13 protein-coding genes are annotated in these 20,685 nt (G+C 59.3%); 6 read left to right on the top strand and 7 right to left on the bottom strand.

What is annotated here, in order from left to right; all coding sequences use genetic code 11:
• Positions 1–35: 35 nt before the first annotated feature.
• The 3 genes from MNODULE_RS08375 to MNODULE_RS08365 all read left to right on the top strand — a co-directional run bounded on the left by MNODULE_RS08375 (position 36) and on the right by MNODULE_RS08365 (position 7,608).
• The gene (locus MNODULE_RS08375; RefSeq protein WP_168058976.1) at positions 36–1,937 is read left to right on the top strand and encodes a glycoside hydrolase family 43 protein; all 1,902 of its coding nucleotides are present in this window, start codon (positions 36–38) and stop codon (positions 1,935–1,937) included.
• Between the two features lie 108 nt (positions 1,938–2,045).
• Positions 2,046–5,867: a DUF1565 domain-containing protein gene (locus MNODULE_RS08370; protein WP_168058975.1), complete on the top strand. Its 3,822-nt coding sequence runs from the start codon at positions 2,046–2,048 to the stop codon at positions 5,865–5,867.
• 199 nt (positions 5,868–6,066) lie between these two features.
• Positions 6,067–7,608, top strand: coding sequence for a tetratricopeptide repeat protein (locus MNODULE_RS08365; protein WP_168058974.1), 1,542 nt, complete (start codon positions 6,067–6,069; stop codon positions 7,606–7,608).
• A 111-nt stretch (positions 7,609–7,719) separates the two neighbouring features.
• Here the strand turns inward: MNODULE_RS08365 and MNODULE_RS08360 are convergent, their stop codons facing one another.
• Positions 7,720–9,336, bottom strand: coding sequence for a sigma 54-interacting transcriptional regulator (locus tag MNODULE_RS08360; protein WP_168058973.1), 1,617 nt, complete (start codon positions 9,334–9,336; stop codon positions 7,720–7,722).
• Between the two features lie 333 nt (positions 9,337–9,669).
• Between MNODULE_RS08360 and MNODULE_RS08355 the strand changes: the two genes are divergently transcribed.
• Both MNODULE_RS08355 and MNODULE_RS08350 read left to right on the top strand, forming a co-directional pair.
• Positions 9,670–10,350: a helix-turn-helix transcriptional regulator gene (locus tag MNODULE_RS08355; protein ID WP_168058972.1), complete on the top strand. Its 681-nt coding sequence runs from the start codon at positions 9,670–9,672 to the stop codon at positions 10,348–10,350.
• Between the two features lie 214 nt (positions 10,351–10,564).
• A complete protein-coding gene (locus tag MNODULE_RS08350) occupies positions 10,565–11,158 on the top strand; it encodes a hypothetical protein (RefSeq protein WP_168058971.1) in 594 nt (197 codons plus the stop codon).
• A 37-nt stretch (positions 11,159–11,195) separates the two neighbouring features.
• Here the strand turns inward: MNODULE_RS08350 and MNODULE_RS08345 are convergent, their stop codons facing one another.
• From MNODULE_RS08345 to MNODULE_RS08325, 5 genes are all read right to left on the bottom strand, one after another.
• Positions 11,196–11,435, bottom strand: a complete 240-nt coding sequence (locus MNODULE_RS08345; RefSeq protein ID WP_168058970.1) for a hypothetical protein — start codon at positions 11,433–11,435, stop codon at positions 11,196–11,198.
• Positions 11,436–11,640: 205 nt separating this feature from the next.
• Positions 11,641–13,077: a DUF4382 domain-containing protein gene (locus MNODULE_RS08340; protein WP_168058969.1), complete on the bottom strand. Its 1,437-nt coding sequence runs from the start codon at positions 13,075–13,077 to the stop codon at positions 11,641–11,643.
• A gap of 146 nt (positions 13,078–13,223) precedes the next feature.
• Complete coding sequence (locus tag MNODULE_RS08335) at positions 13,224–14,441, bottom strand: ABC transporter permease (RefSeq protein WP_168058968.1); 1,218 nt, start codon at positions 14,439–14,441, stop codon at positions 13,224–13,226.
• Positions 14,442–14,484: 43 nt separating this feature from the next.
• Positions 14,485–15,315: an ABC transporter ATP-binding protein gene (locus MNODULE_RS08330; protein WP_272953226.1), complete on the bottom strand. Its 831-nt coding sequence runs from the start codon at positions 15,313–15,315 to the stop codon at positions 14,485–14,487.
• A 7-nt stretch (positions 15,316–15,322) separates the two neighbouring features.
• A complete protein-coding gene (locus MNODULE_RS08325; protein WP_168058967.1) occupies positions 15,323–16,516 on the bottom strand; it encodes an efflux RND transporter periplasmic adaptor subunit in 1,194 nt (397 codons plus the stop codon).
• 283 nt (positions 16,517–16,799) lie between these two features.
• Here MNODULE_RS08325 and MNODULE_RS08320 point away from each other — a divergent pair, with 283 nt between their 5' ends.
• Positions 16,800–18,548 (top strand): cytochrome c biogenesis protein DipZ, encoded by a 1,749-nt coding sequence (locus MNODULE_RS08320; protein WP_168058966.1) that lies wholly within the window; start codon positions 16,800–16,802, stop codon positions 18,546–18,548.
• A 16-nt stretch (positions 18,549–18,564) separates the two neighbouring features.
• On the opposite strand, the gene MNODULE_RS08315 is transcribed toward MNODULE_RS08320, so the two are convergent.
• Entirely contained in the window at positions 18,565–20,469 is a 1,905-nt protein-coding gene (locus tag MNODULE_RS08315) for a sensor histidine kinase (protein ID WP_168058965.1), read from the bottom strand.
• Positions 20,470–20,685 lie beyond the last annotated feature (216 nt).

The following is a 20,685-nucleotide window of genomic DNA, read 5'->3' as shown; positions in this document are numbered from 1 at the left end:
CATCGGTGCGCCCCTACAAAACAGGATTATAAAAAATGCGATCAGGAATATCGATTCGGAATCAGATCAGCCTCTTTTCGGTGGCGGCTCTCGTTTTATTCCTCGCCGGCTGTCAGGGCTCGGACACCGCCGGCACCGCGTCGGTTCGGATTACTCTCAACACGAATACCGCGGAAAAAGCGGCGGCGCGACGCGCGGCCCCCGCCCCTTCCGGGATCGTCTCGGTGACCGTGGATGTGTCCGGGCCGGGGATGGAGCCCCTTTCCACCGCGTCCGACGCCAATCACGATGGAGTGACGACCCTCGCGCTGGAGGTTCCCGCGGGGCCCGCGCGGCGCTTCGACGTCACCGCCTTCGACAACACCGGCGCCGCCCGCTATCAAGGAAGCGACACGGTCGATCTCGTCTCCGGCGCCTCGGTGACCCTCACGATTGAGATGGTGGTGATTCAGATCAATCCCTTGCAGATCGACCCGCCCGCAGCGATCCTTACCCGCGGCGCCACTCAAACGTTCACCTTGGGGGAAGATGCCCCTTCTCAGGTTGACTTTTTCGTCAATGGAACTGCGGGGGGGGACGACACCGCCGGCCGGATCGCCCCCGACGGCACCTACACCGCTCCGGCCGTCATTCCGATCGATCGGACCAACCCCAACGACATCGGCGTGCCGACCGCCATCACCGTCGACGCGGTCGATAAAGCCGACCCCGACCGCCGCGACGCGGCGCAGGTGAAGGTGGTGACGGGATTGCAGTTGGAATTTGGACAGAACGTCCCGGTATCCATTCCTGACTCCGTTTCGACTCATTCTTCCGGTCAGCGGAGCGTTGCATATCACAACGGAAAGGTATACGCCGCGTGGGCCGCCGGCTGCTCAGAAGGCTGTTCTCAGATTCTTTTCTCGGAGACTTCGGAGAAAGATCGATGGCCGGAGGAGCCGGTCATCGTCGGCACAAGCGATGGCGGGGTTGCCGATCCGTCGCTGGCGGTCGGGCCGGACGGGAGTGTTTATATCGCCTACGTCGCCTGTTTATTCTGCGACAGCGCGACGATCTGGCTGTATGTTCGGCCTTCCGGAGAAACTGACTTTCAATTCCTTCCCCTCACTATGGTCGGCTCGTTTCCACAAGACCCGACGGTGGCGGTTTCCCCGACCGGTGTCGCATTCGTCGCCTGGTCCGATGTATCATCCATCTCTCCCAATACGGGGACCGATATTTTTCTCCAAAGAGTGCAGGTGGACGAAGAGCCAAAAAGGGTCAATACCGATGACAGCCCTTTCGACCAGACCCGGCCGGCCATCTCGATTGCTGGTTCCGGTGAGGTTTTCGTGGCATGGGAGGTTTCCGGATTTATCAACGACAACTTCTTTCTGAACATCGCCGCCACCGCTTCCACCGATGGGGGGGCGACCTTTCTCCCCGCCGCCCGGGTAGATGATCCGACAGAAGACCCCTTTGACTTCACCTCTTCACCCACGGTCGCTGCGGGTCCTCAAGGAAATGTATATATCGCCTGGGAGCTTGATTGGTGTGGCGACGGCTGCACCCTTGTCTACTTCGCGAAGGGAACCCTGGACGCCGAAGAACTTGTCTTTGGTCAGAACCATTCTTTCGGAGAAATTCGAACGAGTCCCGATCAGGAGAGTCCGAGCATCGCATGGGATGGCGCCAACGGCATTTACGTCGCCTTCCGGGAACTGCCCCGGGGTGAAAATCTGATCAGGCTCGCCAAGAGCATCGATAATGGAAGCCCTTTTACATTTACATTCTCGCAGATTAATTCACTCGCAGGTACATTCGTGAGTCGACTTTCTCCTTCCCTCGCGGTGGACGGCGCGGGCCGTGCTTTCGCGATTTGGACAGACGAAAGAAATCAAGGCCTTCGCACTGTTTTCTTTGCAATGGGAGACGACTTCACAAACGATGACGAGTAGGGGCGGACCTACGTGTCCGCCCCTCTCTGGGCACCTGGATTGCGACAGATACGAATGCGAAAACGGGGCGCACCCGTGGGTGCGCCCCGACATCAACAAAGGCAAACAATGTTCTCTCAAGGCCGCTCATTTTTCTATTTCACGATGCTCTTTCTCCTCGCCGCTTGCAGCGGGGGGGGAGAGACCGGATCGGACGGAACCGCCACGGTCGGGATCACGATGAAGGTCCCCGCGGCTTCCGCCCGCGCGAAAGCCTTCGCGCCGGCCCCCGGCGCGGTCTCCAAAATCGCGATTCGCGTGACCGACGACGCGGGGGCCCCCCTCGCCGAGCAGACGTTGGATGTAACCCCCGGCGAGACCGTCACGATCACCCTCCAACTCCCTGCCGGACGCGCCCGTTATTTTCTCATCGAGGCTTCCGATTCGGAAGGAAATCTTCTTTTCCTCGGCGATGCGCGGGCCGATCTGGAGCCGGGAGGGTTCGCGTCGGTCGTCATCAAGATGGTGCCGGTCGACACCCCCGCCCCGCCGAAGATCACCCTTTCGCCGCCGGCCGCCTCCGTCGCGGCCGGAACCGGGCAGACCTTCACCGCCGAGGTCACCGGCCTCGAAGACCCGACCGTCGTCTGGACCGTCAATGAGGCAGAGGGGGGGAACCCGACCGTCGGAACGATCACCCAAACCAACCCGGCCGTCTACACCGCCCCTCAGAATCTTCCGGCCACGAACCCGGTCACGATTAAAGCGACCAGCGCTTCCAACCCGGCGATCTTTGCCACCGCATCCGTGACCCTTCTTCCACCGCCGACCCTCCGGATCGATCCGGACAACATCCGTGTCCTCACCGGTCGGACACAAATATTTACGGCGACAATCACCGGACTCGACGATCCGTCCGTCACCTGGTCCCTCCTGGGAGACGGCCCTTTCGGAACGATTGAACAGATCGACGCCACCCATGCGGAATATACCGCGCCTGAGGGCGTTCCTTTCCCCAATCAGGTCCGGGTCCAGGCGACCAGCGTTTCCGATCCCGCCCTCTCCGGAACGGCCGCCATCACGATCATTACGCCGCAGACGACCATTTTCGTCGACGCCGCCGGCCGGGACAGCGCCGGCTGCGGAAGCGACACCGACCCCTGCAAAACCGTCACGCAGGGGGTGAATCGTGCAAAGCAGCTCGAAACCGTGACAACCGTTCTGGTCGCTGCCGGAACCTATTCCTTCGGGGGACAAACAGGAGAGCCCGCTCCCCTCGCGATGCCTCAGGGGATCGCCCTTCAGGGGGCGGAGCGAGAATCGATCCTCGATTTCACCAACGCGACCGGCACCGGGATCGTCGGCGCCGACAACGCCTCCTTATCGGGATTCACCGTTCGCGCTCTCGATAGTCTGACAAACCATATCGAGATTACGAATGCGTCGCCGACCATTCAGAACAACCTGTTCGTCGACTGCGGATGCAATACGGGAACCGGGATCTTGATTCGCGGCGCGTCAAAGCCGCTGATCACGAAAAACAGCTTCGGCGCGGCGAAGCAAGGGCTGCTCACCGCAATCCGCATCGAGAACGGCGCCGCGCCGCGGGTGGTCGACAACAGCATCACCGACAACAAAACAGGGCTCGAAATTCTCTCCGGAGCCTCCCCCATCGTCCAGGGGAACATGATTTCTCGAAACAAGACCGGCATTTCGGTGGACGGCCTCTCCAAGCCCGATCTCGGCAGCAGCCAAGGGAGCGCGGGCGGCAACACGATCAGCTGCAACGCAGATGTTGACCTGGTCACCGCCAGCGCTATCAGCGCCCGCGGGAATGCCTGGGATCATGTTCCACCCAAGGAAGGAGCCCTCGTCGGAAGAGGAATCGATCTGGTTCGAGGCCGATCGACCGTCGATACCGTCAACGCCTCGCTCGCCCCCAAGGCGTGCCGGATCACCCTCACCGCCCCCTCGGACGGCGCTCTCGTGAGGGGAAGGGTCACCGTCACATCGGCCGTGGCCGATCTGCCGGCCGCCCTCGGCGTGACCTATTCGGTGGACGACGCCGCGATCGGAAACAGCGATCTTCCCCCCTCCTTCCCGTTCACCTGGGACACGATCGCGCTTCAAGTGGAAGGCCCCCATACCCTGCGGGCCGACCTGATCGATTCTTTGGGCGTCACCGACTCGGATTCGGTCTCCGTCACGGTCGACAACACCCCGCCCGTCGTCGGGATCACCTCTCCGAAGCAGGGCGACCTGCTCGGATGCGGCGGCGTCAGCGTCATCGCTTCGGCCACCGATGCGAACGGGATCAGCCGCGTCGGTTTCTTTGCCTCCGGCGCGCCGATTGGAGAAGATACGATCCCAAGCGGCAATCTCTTCAGCATTTCCTGGTCGCCGCCCGCCAACGGGCCTTATACCCTGACGGCGCAGGCATTCGATCGGGCCGGAAACACCGCACTCTCGGCGGGGATATCTGTTCGGGTTTCCTGCATCACATCGATCCAGGTGAATCCTCCGTCCGTGATTGTTCCGAAGGATCAAAAAACACAACCGTTCACACTCGAGGGCGCCACCAATGCGGATGTCGTTTGGCGGGTGAACGGAGCGCCGGGCGGAGACGATCGGTTCGGGAAAATTTCCCCCGATGGGATCTATGTTCCGCCCAAGACAATCCCCACCGATGACCGCGGCGTCGCGGTCGGAGCAACGGTGGAAGCGGTCGGCCTAACCGACCCCGCAATCTTCGACAGCTCCGACGTGACCTTGGTCACCGGAAAGTCGTTGATCTTCGATCCGAACATACGGGTCACGACCAAGAGCGACTCAATCTCGACCGTGTCGTCCGGTCAGCGGAATGTCGCCTTCTTCAAAGGGAATATTTATGCGGTCTGGTCGACCGGCTCCTTAGTCCTTTTTGCTGAAAGCAAAGATGGCGTAACATGGGCCGAAACGCCCCTTGCCTCAGGGACGGCGGGAACCCTTTCGCAGTCCACTTTGGCGGTCGCCCCCGATGGGACTATCTACGTCGCTTACCGTCAGAGGATACTGCTCGGCCAAGGAGCCGTCCAGACCATCCACCTCACAGTGCGCAGAAAAGAAGGAGAACCGTTCCAGATGATCGACGCGCTAAAGACCGGCACCACCGCTCAGGACCCGACGGTTGCCGTCTCATCCAAAACGGGAAACGTTGTCGTGGCCTGGTCGGAAACGCCCGGAACCGCCGGCAGCGACATATTTCTCCAAAGAATCGATCCAGCCGGAAACCCGATCGATGGCGCACCCCGAAATCTCACTGAAAAAATTGGCGCCTTCAACGACACCCGGCCGACCCTTTCGATCGGCGCTGGAGATGAAATTCTCCTGGTTTGGGAACAGACGGGAAACAGCCTAAATCTCTTGGCAACCGCTTCCCGAGACGGAGGCCAATCGTTCTTCCCTCCGGTTCAGGTAAATGAACCCGATCCTGATCTTCCCCGTGCGGCGGCGAGACGCCCCAGCGCAATCGTCGGTCCGGAGGGATCGGTATATGTCGCCTGGGAACAGGATCAATGCGGAGATGGTTGTACTTTTATCTTCTTTAACGCGGGAGAAATCGGATTGACCGATCTCAAATTTATAGGGGCCAAAGCCCTGAGGGGCGGCGATAAAACGGTCCAGACGCTCCCCAGCGTGGCGCTGGATGAAGCGAACGGTCTTTATATCGCCCTGCACGAGAGGGTCTCTTTGGCCGACCTCCAACACCACATCCTTCTCGCAAAGAGCACGGACCGCGGAAACAGCTTTGTTTTTTCACAAATCAGCAAGGAAGATCCGGCGCCTGTTTCGATCAAATCGGCTCCGTCGATCGCGGTCGATACCGTCGGGAGGGCCTTCGCGATATGGACCGATCAACGCATCACCGGTTCGACCGGCACCGCCGACGTTTTCTTCTCGATGGGAGAATAAGAATGCTGAATGGCCTTCACAAATAGGATTGTTTCTATTATTGAAATCGTAGGGGGGGGTCAAAGCCCGCCCCTACAAGAGACCGCGAATCGTTCCGACCGGCCCGATGGGCGGGGGATGAAGAGAACCCCATGAACCAGTGGCCGCGGAAACATCGCCCCTGCAACCGACCACAACCATACGACCATAGGAGACCGTCTTGAAGAACACGTTCCTTCTCGGCATACTTTTTTTTGCTCTGTTCATCGGAACCGCCACGGCCCGCGCCGAGGAGCCCCAAGGCTATCACGACCTCCTCTCCGCCGGGATCGTCCGGTTGAATCAGAACGATCTCGGCGGCGCGATGAAGCGCTTCAAACAGGCGCTCGACGAGAATCCGCAGGGGGTGGAGGCTTTCTACTACATCGGCGTCACCCAAGCCCGGGCCGGCCGGCTCGACGAGGCGGAGAAAAACTTCAAAGAGGCCCTCGCGCGGGACGCCGCCTTTATCCCAGCCCATTTTGATCTGGGGGTGCTTTATTATCAGCAGGATAAGGATGACGAAGCGTTAGAAAAGTTCGATCTCGTCCAACGGGTCGACCCCAGCCGGGCGCGGGTCTACTACTATCAAGGATTAATCCTGCGGCGGATGGGAAAACCGAAAGAAGCGGCGGCGAAGATGGAAAAGGCCGCCTCGCTCGATCCGGAGATCGCGCTGGAGGCGAACTATCACGCCGGATCGGCCCACTTCGAAGCGGGGGAGATGGGACCGGCCCGGAAGTCGTTTCAAAACGTCCTGACCCTTCTCCCCGAAGGGGAAACGGCCCAATCGGCCAGCGATTATCTGGAGCGGATTGATCAGCAGGCAAGACATCAAAAACGTTGGGACCTCTCTTTCTCCGCCGGGGTTCAGTATGACGACAACGTCATCCTGGAGCCGAGCCGGACGATTCCGTCCTCTCCCCAAGCAATCACCGAAGAGAGCGACCTGCTCGCCCTTTTGTTTCTGCGCGGCCGTTATCAGTGGCTCAACACCCCCGAGTGGACCGGCCGGGCGGAGTACAGCTTTTATCAAAATCTTCATAAAGACGATCTGTTGAACGACTTTAACATCCAGAGCCATAACGTGATCGTGAACGGCGGAAGGCGGTTCGGCGCGGCGGAGATTCTCTTGCAGTATGAATTGCAATTCGCGACGCTGGGAGGAGACCGCTACCTTCTCCGGCAGAACGTCGGACCCCGTTTGATTCTTCAGGAGACCAAACGGAATGTGACCGAGTTTTTATACCAATTCGGGTCGAAAAACTTCGACGATATCGAGCCGCTCTTTCCGGACAATTCCGACCGGGACGTCCACACCCACAAAGCCGGGTTCACCCACTACTTCGTCTTCCGGCCGAAAGCGAACATTCACTTCGGCTACTACTTCGAAAGGGAAGAAGCGGGCGACCGGCCCGCCGAGGATGACTGGACCTTCGACGGCCATCGGCTCGGCGCCGGGGTGGTTCTTCCCCCCTGGAACAAAATCACCCTTGCGGCCGACACCGAGTATGTGATCCGCCGGTTCGACGAAGAGAACCAGCAGCCCCCCGGAGCGAAGCGAGAAGATGATGAATGGCTGGCGATCGTCACCCTCTCCAGGGCGATCACCCGGAATGTCGATTTTGCATTGCAGTACCTGCACCAGCAAAATGACTCGAACATCCCACTCTTCGAGTACAGGAGGAATATTTACGGCGGCATCGTCACAGTGCGCTTTTAACGAATCGTTGACACGCTTCCCCGTTGTTTGATCCTTTTCTCCCCCATGGAATCATTCCCCACGTCGGGGCGCACACGCCGGTGCGCCCCGACGAAAGGAAAGAAAAGAATTCTAATCGGCAATCTGATGGCGTTTGATTTTTTCATAGAGGGTGGAGAGGGCGATCCCGAGGACCTGGGCGGCGGCCTTCTTGTCTCCCTGGTGGGTTTTGAGCGTCCGCTGGATGACCTGCTTTTCGATCTCCTCCAGCGATCCGGTCGGCGGGGTGGTTTTTTGATCCTCCCAAGACATCGGCGGCCCCTCCCGCTCCGGCGCTTGGAGAAAGAGGAGATCCTCCGGGGACAGAAGGCTCCCCTCCATCATGACGACGGCCCGCTCGATGACATTCCTCAGTTCCCGGACGTTGCCGGGCCAAGTATGGGCAAGGAGCTTTTCCATCGCCGAGGGGGCCACCTGCACCGACCTTCCCTTCAGAAAGTGTTCGATGAGAAGCGGGATGTCGTCTTTTCTTTCCCGGAGGGGGGGGAGGAAAATCGGCAAAACATAGAGCCGGAAATAGAGATCCTGCCGGAAACGCCCCTGGAGCACCTCTTGATCGAGCCAACGGTTCGTCGCGGCGATGATCCGGAAATCGGATCGGAGGGTTTCATTGCCGCCGACCCGCTTGAAGGTCCGCTCTTCGAGCACCCGCAGCAGTTTCGGCTGCATTTCCAACGGCAGCTCCCCGATCTCGTCGAGGAAGATCGTCCCGCCGCGGGCCAGCTCGAACGCCCCCTTCCGCTGAGCGACGGCGGTCGTAAAGGCCCCCTTCTCATGTCCGAAGAGCTCCGATTCGATCAGCTCCTTCGGGATGGCGCTGCAGTCGAGGGTGATGAACGGGCCCTGGGCGCGGGGGCTCAAGCGGTGGATCTCCTGTGCGACCAGCTCCTTTCCACAGCCGGTCTCGGCCTGAACGAGGACGGCCACCTCTCCCTTTGCCCCCCGCCGGATCATTCGAAAGACATCCTGCATCTTCGGGCTCTGTCCGATGAGCCGGCCGAGGGAAGGGGGGGCGATCGGTTCGGTCGGCTCCTCCGGGTGAATCTTCAGCTTGGTCTGGCCGACCTGGATCTCGGAGCCGATCTCCGCGACGGAGCTTTGAATCCGCTGCCCGTTGATCCGTGTCCCGTTCGTGCTCCCCAAATCGCGCAGCTGAATCGCAGACGGACCCGCCTCGATCTCCAGATGCAGGCCGGAGACCGACGGATCGGAGAGAACGACATTGTTTCGGCCGCTTCGGCCGATTCGGGTCACCCCTTCCGGAAGGGGAAAGACCTTTCCCTCATCGGGGCCCGATACGATATGGATCTGGCAGCGGACGATCCCCTTCTCTTTTTGCCGCGCCGCGCCGGGAAGATTGAGGGTCGGCTCGCGCGTGATCGTTTCGGTGAACGGCTCTTCGTGCTCGTCCAGCTCATAAATGAGACGATAGGAACCGACCCGAAGGACATCCCCATGACGGAGGGGGGCTTCGGTCACCGTCTGGAAATTGAGGTCGATCCCCCGGCCGCTTTTGTCCTCCACGATGAATTTTTTTCCGTCGCGGCGGAGGAACGCATGCTGGCGCGACACCTCCGGCTGGGGAAGGACGATATGATTCTCATGGCTCCGCCCGATCCGGATCTCCTTCTCCAGGAGGGTAAAGACCCAGCGAAATTCATCTTTAAGGTAGATCCTCAAACTTGGCATCACTCAACTCCCGTGCCGATTGTAATGATAATTTCGAAAAGTTTCAACGTAGAAATGAGTAGGAGGGATCACGCGCGCCCGTTTTTGTTTTTCGTTTTGTGAAGATTGAGACATAAATGAATACATATTTTTGTTCCTCTTTTCCGGGAATCAAAACCGAATTCCGGAAATCGGAAAAACCAGAAGCGCAGATATCGAGTGCATCTTTAAAAAACCGACTTTTCTTTATTAAAAAAGGCCTATGGGCTGTATTCAGAAATATGGCATCCCCTTTGCTTTGTATGGTGGCAGGATTCACGTTGGAGCAAAGCAATCGCAAGAGGGGGGAAAGCAATGGCGCACGAAGTGAAGCATGAGATGGAATATCTGGCCGCATTCCCGTTCAGAGAAGAAACGCCGCCCCAAACCGATGCCCCCGAGATCATGTCGTTGATCAACCGGCGCTCCTCCCCCGGCGTCGTGGTGATGGGACCGAGAGGAGAAATCCTCCTGATGAACCAGCAGGCGGACGAGATTTTGAAAAAGATCCGGGGCGGACGGGGATCCTCTTCCAGAGCGGAAGAGGGAAAACTGGTCAAGCGACTTCACCAGTTCCGAGCCAAGATTCTCGATGCGCTTTCGAAGCCGAACGGTCAAAGCCAGGAAACACCGCTCTGCGAGCTGCTTCCCCTTCGGGGAACGACCTTTTCCCTCCGGGGGATCGTCCTGGAAGGGGCCGGACAGGAAGAGGCGCCGGTGATGATCCTGATTGAGCCGATACAGGAGCGAGCGGGGTCCTCTTCCTCCGCTCCGGCCGATGAAGTCAAATTGACAAAGCGCGAAGAGGAGATCTGCAATCTGATCAGCCGGGGATTGATCAACAAAGAGATCGCATCGGCGCTCGGCATCGGCGTCCATACCGTGAAGGATCACGTCAAAAACATCATGAAGAAGCTGAAGGCGAGCACACGGGCTGGCATTGTTGCAAAGATCGCGGCCGGAAACCGGACGAACGGAAAGGGTCGGGCAAGGTAAGGGCAGGCTCCTGTGTCTTCGCCGCTGCTTCGTTTTTCGCAACGGACCGAACTTCCGAACGGAAAATCGGTTTATCCTACCATAGGATCTCTCCTCCAACAATCCGATTTCGAGGGTTGTCTCGATCTGATTAGCAAAATTCTTTTATCAAACAGGGCCGGGATTGATCGTCGGGGAGAAATCGACTAAGATCTCTCCAAAGAGAGGAGGAACGATGCGTCCGGAGCAAGAAGCGTATCTCATCGGTTTTTTGCATGCCGCGCGGGTTCCCGGTCATCCGACGATCCGCCATCGGGATCGGGAGGTGATGGAAGAGACCGCCGTTCTTCTCGATTTAGCCTGCCGCTACCGAAAGATCCCACATGTCCGGCTCCATCATCCGGAACGACCCCTTCATGGAACACAAACCGAAGTGATCTTGACCCTCCCAGAAGAAATTCTCCGGGAGATCGACCCGCCCCTTCCGGCGGTTTTCGATCGGTATCGACCGGATCAACCCCACCTGGAACGGGGAATTCTGGAGGGATGCGGCACCCTCTGCTACAAAAAATCGACCCGCGGCATCGGAATCAGCTTCACCTCTTTCGATCCGGAATGGCTTTCGGCGCTGCGCGATGAAATCCGGAAGCACCATCCGTGCGGGCCGATCGCGGAAACGGCGCGTGGAAGCCGCTGGTTCAGCATTGAGGATGAAGCGACCCGATCTTACGCCGATCGGCTCTACGGCGATCCGGCCGCCCCGCACTCCAGGACCCGGCGGAGAAAACTCCGCCGGGTCCTGGGGCAGATCGGAGCATCCGCGACGTAACCCCTTCCATGTCATACGGAACCCCGGAAGATCCCGGTTATCCGGATCCGGCCGATGAATAATCCATCGACCAGAGGACCCATCCGAAGTAGGTCAGCGATCCGAACAGAAGCAACGGGAGACCGAGTCGATAGAGAAACTCATAAAACAGATCGAGACCCGTCTTGAAGGGTGACAGGGCTCTCCTCTTTTGGAATGGAGCGGTCCCTGATACCGCCTCTCCAGGACGGCCGGCACGACCGGCGCCGGCAGATGAGGCTGCCATTTTCCGCCACATAACTCTCCCCTCCTTAAAAATGAGGTTAACATCCCTGACCTCGGCGTCTACCGCATGGCTCCGCTTCGGTCAGGCCCCCAATTTTCTTATTCTCCTTCATTCCAGCAATTATTTATGTAAGGAAGCTTACATTCGGAAGCGCTGAACATCGCGGAGGAAAGAGGCGCACCGGCATGAATTTCCATGCCGGTGCGCCAAAGAGAAACTACGAAATGGAAAGGAGAACGACTTCCGCCGCTTCAATCGTCGGCGGGGTGGTCCCGGCATCGAGGGTTCCCTCGACACGAACCCGCTGATTGAGAAGGGCATTCGGCGCAACCGGATCTCCGTTTTGATCCTTGATTTCGGTCTGAGCGTCGATCGCGATGGTATACGACTGGCCGCCGTCGGCCTCCAGAACGAACCCGGTGACCTCGGTCCCCGTCACACTGATCGATTCCACCGTCCCCGCCGCGCGGGTCGGCATGGAAACAGGGGCCTCGGGCAAAAGGGTGATTTCGGCGGCGATGACCTGATTGTTCTCCACCTTCCCCGCCACCTCGATCCGCTTCTGAACCGCTTCGCTCAATCGCTCGCAGACCTCCGCCGCCGGAACCGCTTGGTCGTCGGCCGTAAATAGTTTGGTCTCCGGAAGGAGGGTCACCTCGATCTCCCCGCCGCTGAAGGTGACGCGGAACGTCTGTTGGTCGCAATCGGCCTCCAGGAGGGTTCCGGTGAATTCGAGACGGTGTGAAGCCGGCTCCTCCGTTTTGATCAGCACCACCGAAGCGTGAATCACCCCTTCTTCGTCGCTGCTGCCGACCACTTCCACATTCTGTCCCTCCTGGAGCTGCTGGCAGGAAGCGACTTGCGCCGCCTCTCTTTTCCGTTCGTCATCGTCATCGTCGTCGCCTCCTCTGAAGAAGGAGCCGTCCTTCAGAACGATCAGCGCATCCTCCAGGTTGACGGCAATCGGCTCGCCATGTCGTGGATCGAGCATCAATCGGTTCTCGCTGCAATCGACCGAGACGATTTGCCCCTCGATCTTGACGAACTCCGTGACCTCTTCCCCGAGCACCCGCACGCGGACCACCGGACGGAGGATGAATTTGCCGCTCTTTCCGGCCTCGATCAGATGGATCGATTTTCCGGGAATGAAGTCGAAGAGGACCTCGGTTTCATCATTGGCCCGGATAATGAGGTGGCGCTTGAATTTGATCGTGATCTTCCCCGAAGGAACGATCACATCATGCCGGACCCCTTCCGCATCGACAAACCAAGCGTTTTCGACCTTGATGCGCGCTTTATCATAAGCCCCGACCGGAAGATCGACCACATCGATCAGATCGGCCTTCCCCTGAAGCGCCAACAGATTGACCGAAATATCGGGCGGTCCGTTGAAAACGGAAACCCATGGCCCTTTTACCGGCTTCAACGCCATTTCGCTGAAGGTCACCCCGATCTCCTGGGCCGAGGTGATGACATTCCCCTCGCGATCGGTGATCTTCTCTTCAGCGCGGTCGGTGAGAAGGATGGCGGCCTTTCCCGTGCCGGAATCACCGGAATCTGACGAAGCCCCTCCCCCGCCGCCGCAGGCGGCCGTCAACGACATCAACAGAAAAAGCGACAGAACAAAACGAATCGGTTGCAGCATGTGAAACATCGGAGACAAATACTCCTTTCTTGGATACAGTGCCACACCGGGCCCATCCCGGTCGGCCAATTCATGCTAACCGAAAGCGTCTGAGCAGTTCAAGAACAAAATAGGTATTTTTTGGGACTGTTCATGCATCCGTCCGGAACGATTTCTCAGTCGTACCGCAACGCCTCGATCGGATCGAGCGCGGCCGCCCGGCGGGCGGGATAAAGCCCGAAGAAGATCCCGATGGCGATCGAGAAAACCGAGGCGAGGAAGATCGATTGGAGGGAGACGATCGTCGGCCACTGGACGACGGTGGAGATGATCTTGGAGCCGGCCATCCCGAGGGCGATGCCGAGCAGTCCGCCGGTCAGGGAGAGGACGACCGCCTCCATCAGAAACTGAAGGAGGATGTCGCGCCCGCGCGCGCCGACCGCCATCCGGATGCCGATTTCTCGGGTCCGCTCGGTCACCGAAACGAGCATGATGTTCATAATCCCGATCCCGCCGACGATCAATGAGACCGAGGCGATGCTGCCGAGCAGCAGAGTCATCACCTCCGAGGACGATTCCGCGGCGCTGGCGATCTCGGTCATATTGCGGACGAGGAAATCGTCTTCCTCTCCGGGGAGAATGCGATGGCGCTGCCGGAGCAGAAGGCGGATCCCTTCTTCCGCAACCGCCGTCTCTTCCGGAGAATTCGCGGAGACCAGGATCATCCCGATATGAGTGACCCCCATGATCCGCTTCTGCTGCGTCGAGAGGGGAATCACGACAGTGTCATCCTGATCTTGCCCCTGCGTCGATTGCCCCTTGGGAGAGAGGACGCCGACTACTTTGAACGGAACATTCCCGATTCGGATCGTCTCTCCCACCGGATCTTGCATGCCGAAAAGATTCAGAGCGACTGTCTTTCCGATGACCGCCGCCTTCGCCGCGCCGCTGAGCGCCGATTGGGTAAAAGCGCCCCCCGACTCAAACGACCAATCTCGGATAATAAAGTAGTCGGGGGTGCTCCCGATGATCCCCGTCGACCAGTTCTGGTTTCCGCTGACCACCTGGGCCGAGGTGCGAAGCGACGGGGCGGCCCATCGGACGGCCGACACCTCTTCCGCGATCGCCTTCGCATCCGCTTCGGTGAGGGTCGTCATCGTCCCCGATCCGCCGCGGACCCCGCCTTGCCGCGTGCTTCCGGGAAAGATCATCAGCATATTCGACCCGATCGTGGCGATCTGCGCTTCGACCTGCGCTTTGGCCCCCTGCCCGACGGAAACCATGGTGATCACCGCGCCGACCCCGATGATCATTCCGAGCATCGTGAGCGCCGATCTCATCGTGTTTCGGGCCAGGGCCCGGCCTGCAATCTTCAATGCGCTTGCCGAAGTCATTCAATCTCCCTATGGAATGGAGCCGACCGACGACGGCGCGGCCTCATGCGATATCTCCCGCCATCGACGTTAACGCCTCCCGCGCGCTCGCCCGCCCTTCGACCGGCTGATCGCTCTGAATCTGCCCGTCCCGGAAACGGATGATCCGGGAGGCATATTGCGCGATATCCTGTTCGTGCGTCACCAGAAGAAGGGTCATCCCCGCTTCATTCAGCTCCTGAAAAAGCGACATAATTTCGATCGAGGTGCGGGTATCGAGATTTCCGGTCGGCTCATCGGCCAGGATGAGAGGAGGGCGCATCACCAGCGCCCGGGCGATCGCCACCCGCTGCTGCTGCCCGCCGGAAAGCTGGTTCGGATAGTGATAAAGCCGGTCCGCCAGCCCCACCCGCTCCAACGCCTCCCGCGCTCGCGCGAGCCGCTCTTTTGCGGAAAGAGAGACAAGCGAGTGACTGGCTGTGCCAGCACGAGCGCGGGGCGTGGGGGCATCGGAGGAATTTTCTTTTTCTTCATCCGCACGGGCCCCCACATATGAATAGAGCATGGGGAGTTCGACGTTCTCCAGGGCGGTGGTCCGGGAGAGGAGATTGAATCCTTGAAAGACAAAACCGATTTTCCGGTTTCGAATTCGGGCCAGCTCGTTCGGCTGCAATCCGCCGACCTCCACCCCGTCGAGCAGATAACGCCCCCGGGTCGGGCGATCGAGACAGCCCAACAGATGCATCAAGGTCGATTTCCCCGAGCCCGACGGCCCCATCAACGCGACAAACTCTCCCCGGGAGACGGAGAACGACACCCCCTTCAACGCGGCCAGCTCCATCTCGCCGGTCCGGTAGACCTTCCAGAGAGCATCGATCTGAATCAACGGATCCATCTTCGGATTAAAACCTCATCGAGGGAGCCCTGCGGCCGCCGGGAGCGGAGGTGGCGCCTCCGAGCCTTTCGGTGATCACCCGATCCCCCGGTTTGAGGTCGCCCGAGAGGACCTCGGTAAAACTCCCGTCGCTCAATCCGAGGGTCACCGGCACCGCGAGCTCTTTTCCCTCCCGCAGCACCCAAACGTCGGTCGTTCGCCCTCCCCCCTTTTTTACGGGAACGGACCGGCCCGATTCACCCTCAGGCCGGTAACGAAGGGCCGCGTTCGGCAGCTTGAGCACATTCTCTTTATGCGCGACCCGGATCGTGACGTTGGCGGTCATCCCCGGCCGGAGCTTCAATTCGGGATTCTTTACGCGGATGATGGCGGCATAGGTGACGACGTTTTGGAGCACGACCGGCTGATTGTAGATATCCTGGACCGTCCCGCGGAAGGGGGTGTCGGGGTAGGCATCGACGGTGAACTCCGCCTCCTGTCCGATCGCGACCCTTCCGATGTCGGCTTCATCCACGCTGGTATCCACCTTCATCTCCATCAGGTCCTGGGCGATGGTGAAGAGGGTCGGCGCTTGAAGCGAGGCGGCCACGGTCTGTCCTACGGAGACATTCCGGGAGATGACGATTCCGTCTACCGGTGAAAGAATCGTGGCATAGCGGAGGTTCTCCTCAACAAGTTTGAGAGAGGCCCGGTCTTGCGCGATCTGGGTCTCGGCCGCCTTCAAATTGGCAACGGCCGAATCATGGGCGCTCTGCGCCGCCTCCTTTTCGCTCTCGGAGACGAAGTCGCGGGCGAAAAGGGTCTCCATTCTTTTAAGGGCCCGTTTTGCATCGGCCAGGAGAACGCGCGCCTTTTCTGTATTCGCCTCATCGTTGGCCAGCTTCGCCCGCGCCTGTTCGACCTGCGCCTCAAAAAGGGACGGATCGATTTGAGCGACCACCTGTCCTTTCTCGACGCGCGAGTTAAAATCGGCAAAGAGCTTCTGCACCCTCCCGGAAACCTGGCTCCCCACCTCCACGGTGACGACGGCGTCGACCCTGCCGGTGGCCGAAACGCTGGTCGTGATCTCCCCTTGCTCGACCTTCGCCGTCCTGTACTCCGCTGCTTTTTCCCCCCCGCGGAAAAGGGTCACCCCCGCGATGATCGCGACCAGAGCCGCAACCCCGAGAAGACCTTTTTTCCATTCCCGGAACAACGCCATTGAATCCATCCATATTTAAACGCGAACAATTGATTATAGGGGGAGGGACCCGCTCTGTCAATCAAGCCGGTTCCAGTTCCTTGAGGGCAAGGCGATGAATGGTACGCCGGGGTCTGAATCAAACCGAACGATATAAAGAAATATAAAATTGTGCTAATTTAAAGGGCAAGCGTCCTTAAATCTGATCTGTCATGCTGAGCCGAAGGCGAAGCATCCGCTCTTCAAGGGACAGGGGCAGAGATCCTTCGCGTTGCTTAGGACAGAAGGCCTTATCGGAATTTTTATGAGCTGGACCCTTGGAATTTTAGCGGTCGTCGCGGGCGCCTTAACCGTTTTAAGCCCCTGCATCCTGCCGATTCTTCCCCCGCTCTTAAGCGCCTCGATCTCCGGGGGGGATCGCCGTCGCCCGCTCTGGATTGTCGCCGGTCTTGCAATCAGCTTTACCCTTTTCGGCGTCATCTTTGCGTTCTTCGGAAGCTTCCTCGGTCTCAGTAACAACACCCTTCGACACGCGGCCCTCCTCATTTTATTCTTCCTTGGCCTCAGTCTTCTCTGGCCCTCGCCCTGGGAGCGAATCGGGACGAAAATCAGCGCCCTCACCCGACAGATCCCCGGAATGAATCGATCCTCCATCGAGAAAACGCCCCTCTCCTCCGCCTTCCTCGGCGCGTCGCTCGGACTGATCTGGGCCCCCTGCGCCGGGCCGGTCTTGGGGATCATTTTGACCTTGGCCGCCGCGCAGGCCTCGTTCGGGCCGACCTTGATTTTGATGAGCGCTTACTCCCTCGGCGCCGCGGCGCCGATGCTTTTAATCGGGTACGGCGGGCGACGGATCTCGGACCGGATCACCTCCCTTCGCCGGTGGGGAGCGTTGACACACAAAGCGCTCGGCGCCCTGACCATCGCAACGGTCGTCGCCCTCTTCTTTCAGTTCGATACCCTCCTCCTTGCCAAGCTGCCCGGTTCGCTCTTCGTCGCCAATCAAATCGAGAAGCGGCTGGTCGAAGCCAAACCGCCGTTCGATGCCGGCAACCGCTCCGGCGCCGAGAACGCCCCCGGCGCCGGCAAGAAATCCCCCTACCCTGTCCTCGGAAAGATGCCGGAGTTCACGCAGATCACGACCTGGCTTAATTCATCGCCCCTGACCAAAGAGAGCCTGCGGGGAAAAGTAGTACTGGTCGAATTCTGGACCTACTCCTGCATCAACTGCATCCGGGCGCTGCCGGCGGTCATCCGCTGGGACGCAAAGTACCGCGACCAGGGTCTGGTCATCGTCGGCGTTCACACGCCGGAGTTTCAGTTCGAGAAGGAGATTGAAAACATCAAGCGGGCCATTGCGCGTCACGGGATCAAATATCCGGTCGCCGTCGACAACGACTACGGCACATGGAAAGCCTTCCGCAATCAGTTCTGGCCGGCGAAATATCTGATCGACGCGGAGGGAAGGCTGCGGCTGACGCACTTCGGCGAGGGGGATGAGGATATCTTCGAAGGGGCGATTCAATCGGTCTTGATGGAGGCGAAGCTGCTTCACGCGCCGGTGACGATCGAGAAAGCGGAAAAAACGGTGAACGTCTTCAGAATCCGCTCCCCCGAAACCTACACCGGCTACAACCGCGCCGGCAATTTTTTCTCGAAAGAAAAGATGGTTCCCGACACGACAATTAACTATACCTCGCCTCCTTCCCTTCGACTCAACCAATGGGCCCTCGGCGGCACTTGGAAAGTCATCGGCGAAGCGGCGATCCTCCAGGCCCCCGGAGGCAAAATCCAATTCCGCTTCCAGGCGCCGAAGCTGAATTTGGTGATGAAAGGGACGGAGGAAGGCATTCCGGCGAAGATTCTGATCGACGGCGCGCCGCTCCCGGCGAACATGCGCGGCGTCGATGTCGGAGCGGACGGCAAAGCGATCATCAACGATGCCCGGCTCTACAATCTGGTGACGCTCCCGAAAGAAGATGAGGGAGAGCATCTCTTTGAAATGATTTTTGAAAGGCCGAGCGTGGAGCTGTATGCGTTTACGTTTGGATAAACCAAGATGCGGCGGATCACGAAACGTGGTCATTTACACTCTCTTTCGGTATCCTGAAGAAGAACGTGGCCCCTTCTCCTTTTCTCGATTCCAGCCAGATCTTTCCGCCGGACATTTCCAGGATCTTTTTCACGATCGCCAGCCCCACACCGCACCCTTCCACTTCAACCTCCTTCAACCGTTGAAAGATACCGAAAATCCGTTCGTGATACTCCGGATCAATTCCGATGCCGTTGTCTTTCACGTAGAACTCCACCCATCCGCCCGCCTCTCTCCCGCCGATCTCCAACCGCGGCGCCGCCGGACTCCCGATGAATTTGATTCCGTTTCCGATCAGGTTGAGGAAGATCTGCTTCAAATGGGTCGGATCGAACACCACCGCGGGAAGCGGGGTGAGGACCGCCACCTCCACCCCCCGTTTCCGAATCATCATATCGCACTGCTCCAAGACCGCCCGCACCAACGGCTCGCTCTCCAAATGCTCGGGTCGCTTCTCCCGTCTTCCAACTCTTGACAATTCTAATAAATCGCCGATCAGCTCTTCCATAAAACCGGCGTTGGAGAGGATCCGCTTCAGGTAGTGCCGACCGTTCTCGTCGAGCCTCTCCCCGCACTCCTCCATTAACAACGAGGCCATTCCATGCAGCGACACCACGGGCGCCTTCAAATCGTGGGAAACGGTATACACAAACGCCTCCAACTCCCGGTTCGTCTCCTTCAGCGCCGTCGTCCGAGCCTTTACCCGGTTTTCCAGCTCTTCGGTATAGGCGCGAAGCTGGCCGACCATTTCCCCGACGGCGGCATGCAGCGCCTTGACTTCCCGGGGCGACCAAAAATCGGGTTCGGGCGACGGCATCCCAAAATCGCCCTTGCCGACGGCGATCGTCAGCCTGGCCAATCTTCGGATCGGCCGCGCCAGCCACGACGCGAGGAATCCGGCCAGCAACAGTGCGGCGGAAAAAGCGCCGGTCACGGTGATCAGCGTCTGCCGCTGCGCGACGGCGGCGTGTTGCTCGATGACCGCTTGTGGCCGGCTCACCACAACCGTCCAGTCGAGCCCTTGCGCCGAGATCGGAACCGCTGCCGCCCGTACGGGAACTCCCTCTTCGTCTCGCTCAACACGGATTTCCCCGAGAGATCGGATCGCCGGCTGATAGAGCGGGAGATGCCCCAGCGGGCGCATCTCCCTTCGAAGCGCCGGATTCGGATGGGCGATCACCCGGCCCTCTTTGTCGAGAACCGCCAGCCGCAGATCGGCATCGGACGAAGCGATCTGCTCCGTCAACGATTGGATTTCGGTTAAATCGACCGATCCTTCTGCAAAACCGGCCAACATTTGCTCGGGCCCCCAAATCGGCGTTGCAATCTGTATATTAGGAACGCCCGATCGCCTTCCCAGCTGAACCTGGGAGATCACCGTCTTGCCCGTTCGGAGCAGATCCTTGTAATAATCGCGGTCGCTATAATCGACGCCGGCGTTCGCCCGTCCGTCGGTGAAAGGAGGGTCGGCGACGATCGATCGGCCCTCCGCGTCGGCGACATACATAAACGAAAGCCCTCCGAAGCGGCTGCGCTGCGTGCTGACGAGCGCCTGGAGACGCTCTTTTTCCATCGTCTCCTTCACCTCCACCTGCCCCGCCAAAACCTCCACCCCGCGGAGCTGCATGACAATCGTCTGCCCGATCTCGCGCGCCAGCGCCTGGGCCACCGACATCCCTTCACGGTCGGCCTGTTGCAACTGGACGACCTTCCACTGCCGCGATTGCGTAAGACCGAACATCAAAACGGGAAAGGCGGCCATCACACTCAGGCAGACGAAGAGAATCGCCTGGAGGCCAAACCCGTCCGCAGGTTCGGTCGCTTTTCGGGGCGGGGTCGGCTCCGATCCCTCCTTCTCTCTCCCGAGACCGTTATTCTTCATCGTAAGGTTTCACGCCGCTTCTTTTTCCCCGATCTCCGGCGCAACGCAGGAGTGTTTCTGATCGGCGCGGAGGTCGCTTTCGAGCGCCAACCATGAATCAAGGCTAACATAAGATCCGAACCTGTCAATGAATCTCTCACAAATACAAACAGTTGAAGATCGTTTCCCAGCCGTGTTATCGTAAGGCTTCCAACAACATCCTCCTTGAGGAGATCG

It is taken from the genome of Candidatus Manganitrophus noduliformans (assembly GCF_012184425.1).
GTDB lineage: Bacteria > Nitrospirota > Nitrospiria > SBBL01 > Manganitrophaceae > Manganitrophus > Manganitrophus noduliformans.
The sequence above is the reverse complement of the archived record's forward strand: the minus strand, read 5'-3'. Positions and strand labels throughout refer to the sequence as shown.

What these genes read in the sequence shown, in the direction of transcription:
- MNODULE_RS08375 (WP_168058976.1), top strand. Translation starts at nt 36, where the DNA reads ATGCGATCAGGAATATCGATTCGGAATCAGATCAGCCTCTTTTCGGTG.
- MNODULE_RS08370 (WP_168058975.1), top strand. Translation starts at nt 2,046, where the DNA reads ATGTTCTCTCAAGGCCGCTCATTTTTCTATTTCACGATGCTCTTTCTC.
- MNODULE_RS08360 (WP_168058973.1), bottom strand. Translation starts at nt 9,336, where the DNA reads ATGCCAAGTTTGAGGATCTACCTTAAAGATGAATTTCGCTGGGTCTTT.
- MNODULE_RS08355 (WP_168058972.1), top strand. Translation starts at nt 9,670, where the DNA reads ATGGCGCACGAAGTGAAGCATGAGATGGAATATCTGGCCGCATTCCCG.
- MNODULE_RS08350 (WP_168058971.1), top strand. Translation starts at nt 10,565, where the DNA reads ATGCGTCCGGAGCAAGAAGCGTATCTCATCGGTTTTTTGCATGCCGCG.
- MNODULE_RS08345 (WP_168058970.1), bottom strand. Translation starts at nt 11,435, where the DNA reads ATGTGGCGGAAAATGGCAGCCTCATCTGCCGGCGCCGGTCGTGCCGGC.
- MNODULE_RS08340 (WP_168058969.1), bottom strand. Translation starts at nt 13,077, where the DNA reads ATGTTTCACATGCTGCAACCGATTCGTTTTGTTCTGTCGCTTTTTCTG.
- MNODULE_RS08335 (WP_168058968.1), bottom strand. Translation starts at nt 14,441, where the DNA reads ATGACTTCGGCAAGCGCATTGAAGATTGCAGGCCGGGCCCTGGCCCGA.
- MNODULE_RS08330 (WP_272953226.1), bottom strand. Translation starts at nt 15,315, where the DNA reads ATGGATCCGTTGATTCAGATCGATGCTCTCTGGAAGGTCTACCGGACC.
- MNODULE_RS08325 (WP_168058967.1), bottom strand. Translation starts at nt 16,516, where the DNA reads ATGGCGTTGTTCCGGGAATGGAAAAAAGGTCTTCTCGGGGTTGCGGCT.
- MNODULE_RS08320 (WP_168058966.1), top strand. Translation starts at nt 16,800, where the DNA reads ATGAGCTGGACCCTTGGAATTTTAGCGGTCGTCGCGGGCGCCTTAACC.
- MNODULE_RS08315 (WP_168058965.1), bottom strand. Translation starts at nt 20,469, where the DNA reads ATGAAGAATAACGGTCTCGGGAGAGAGAAGGAGGGATCGGAGCCGACC.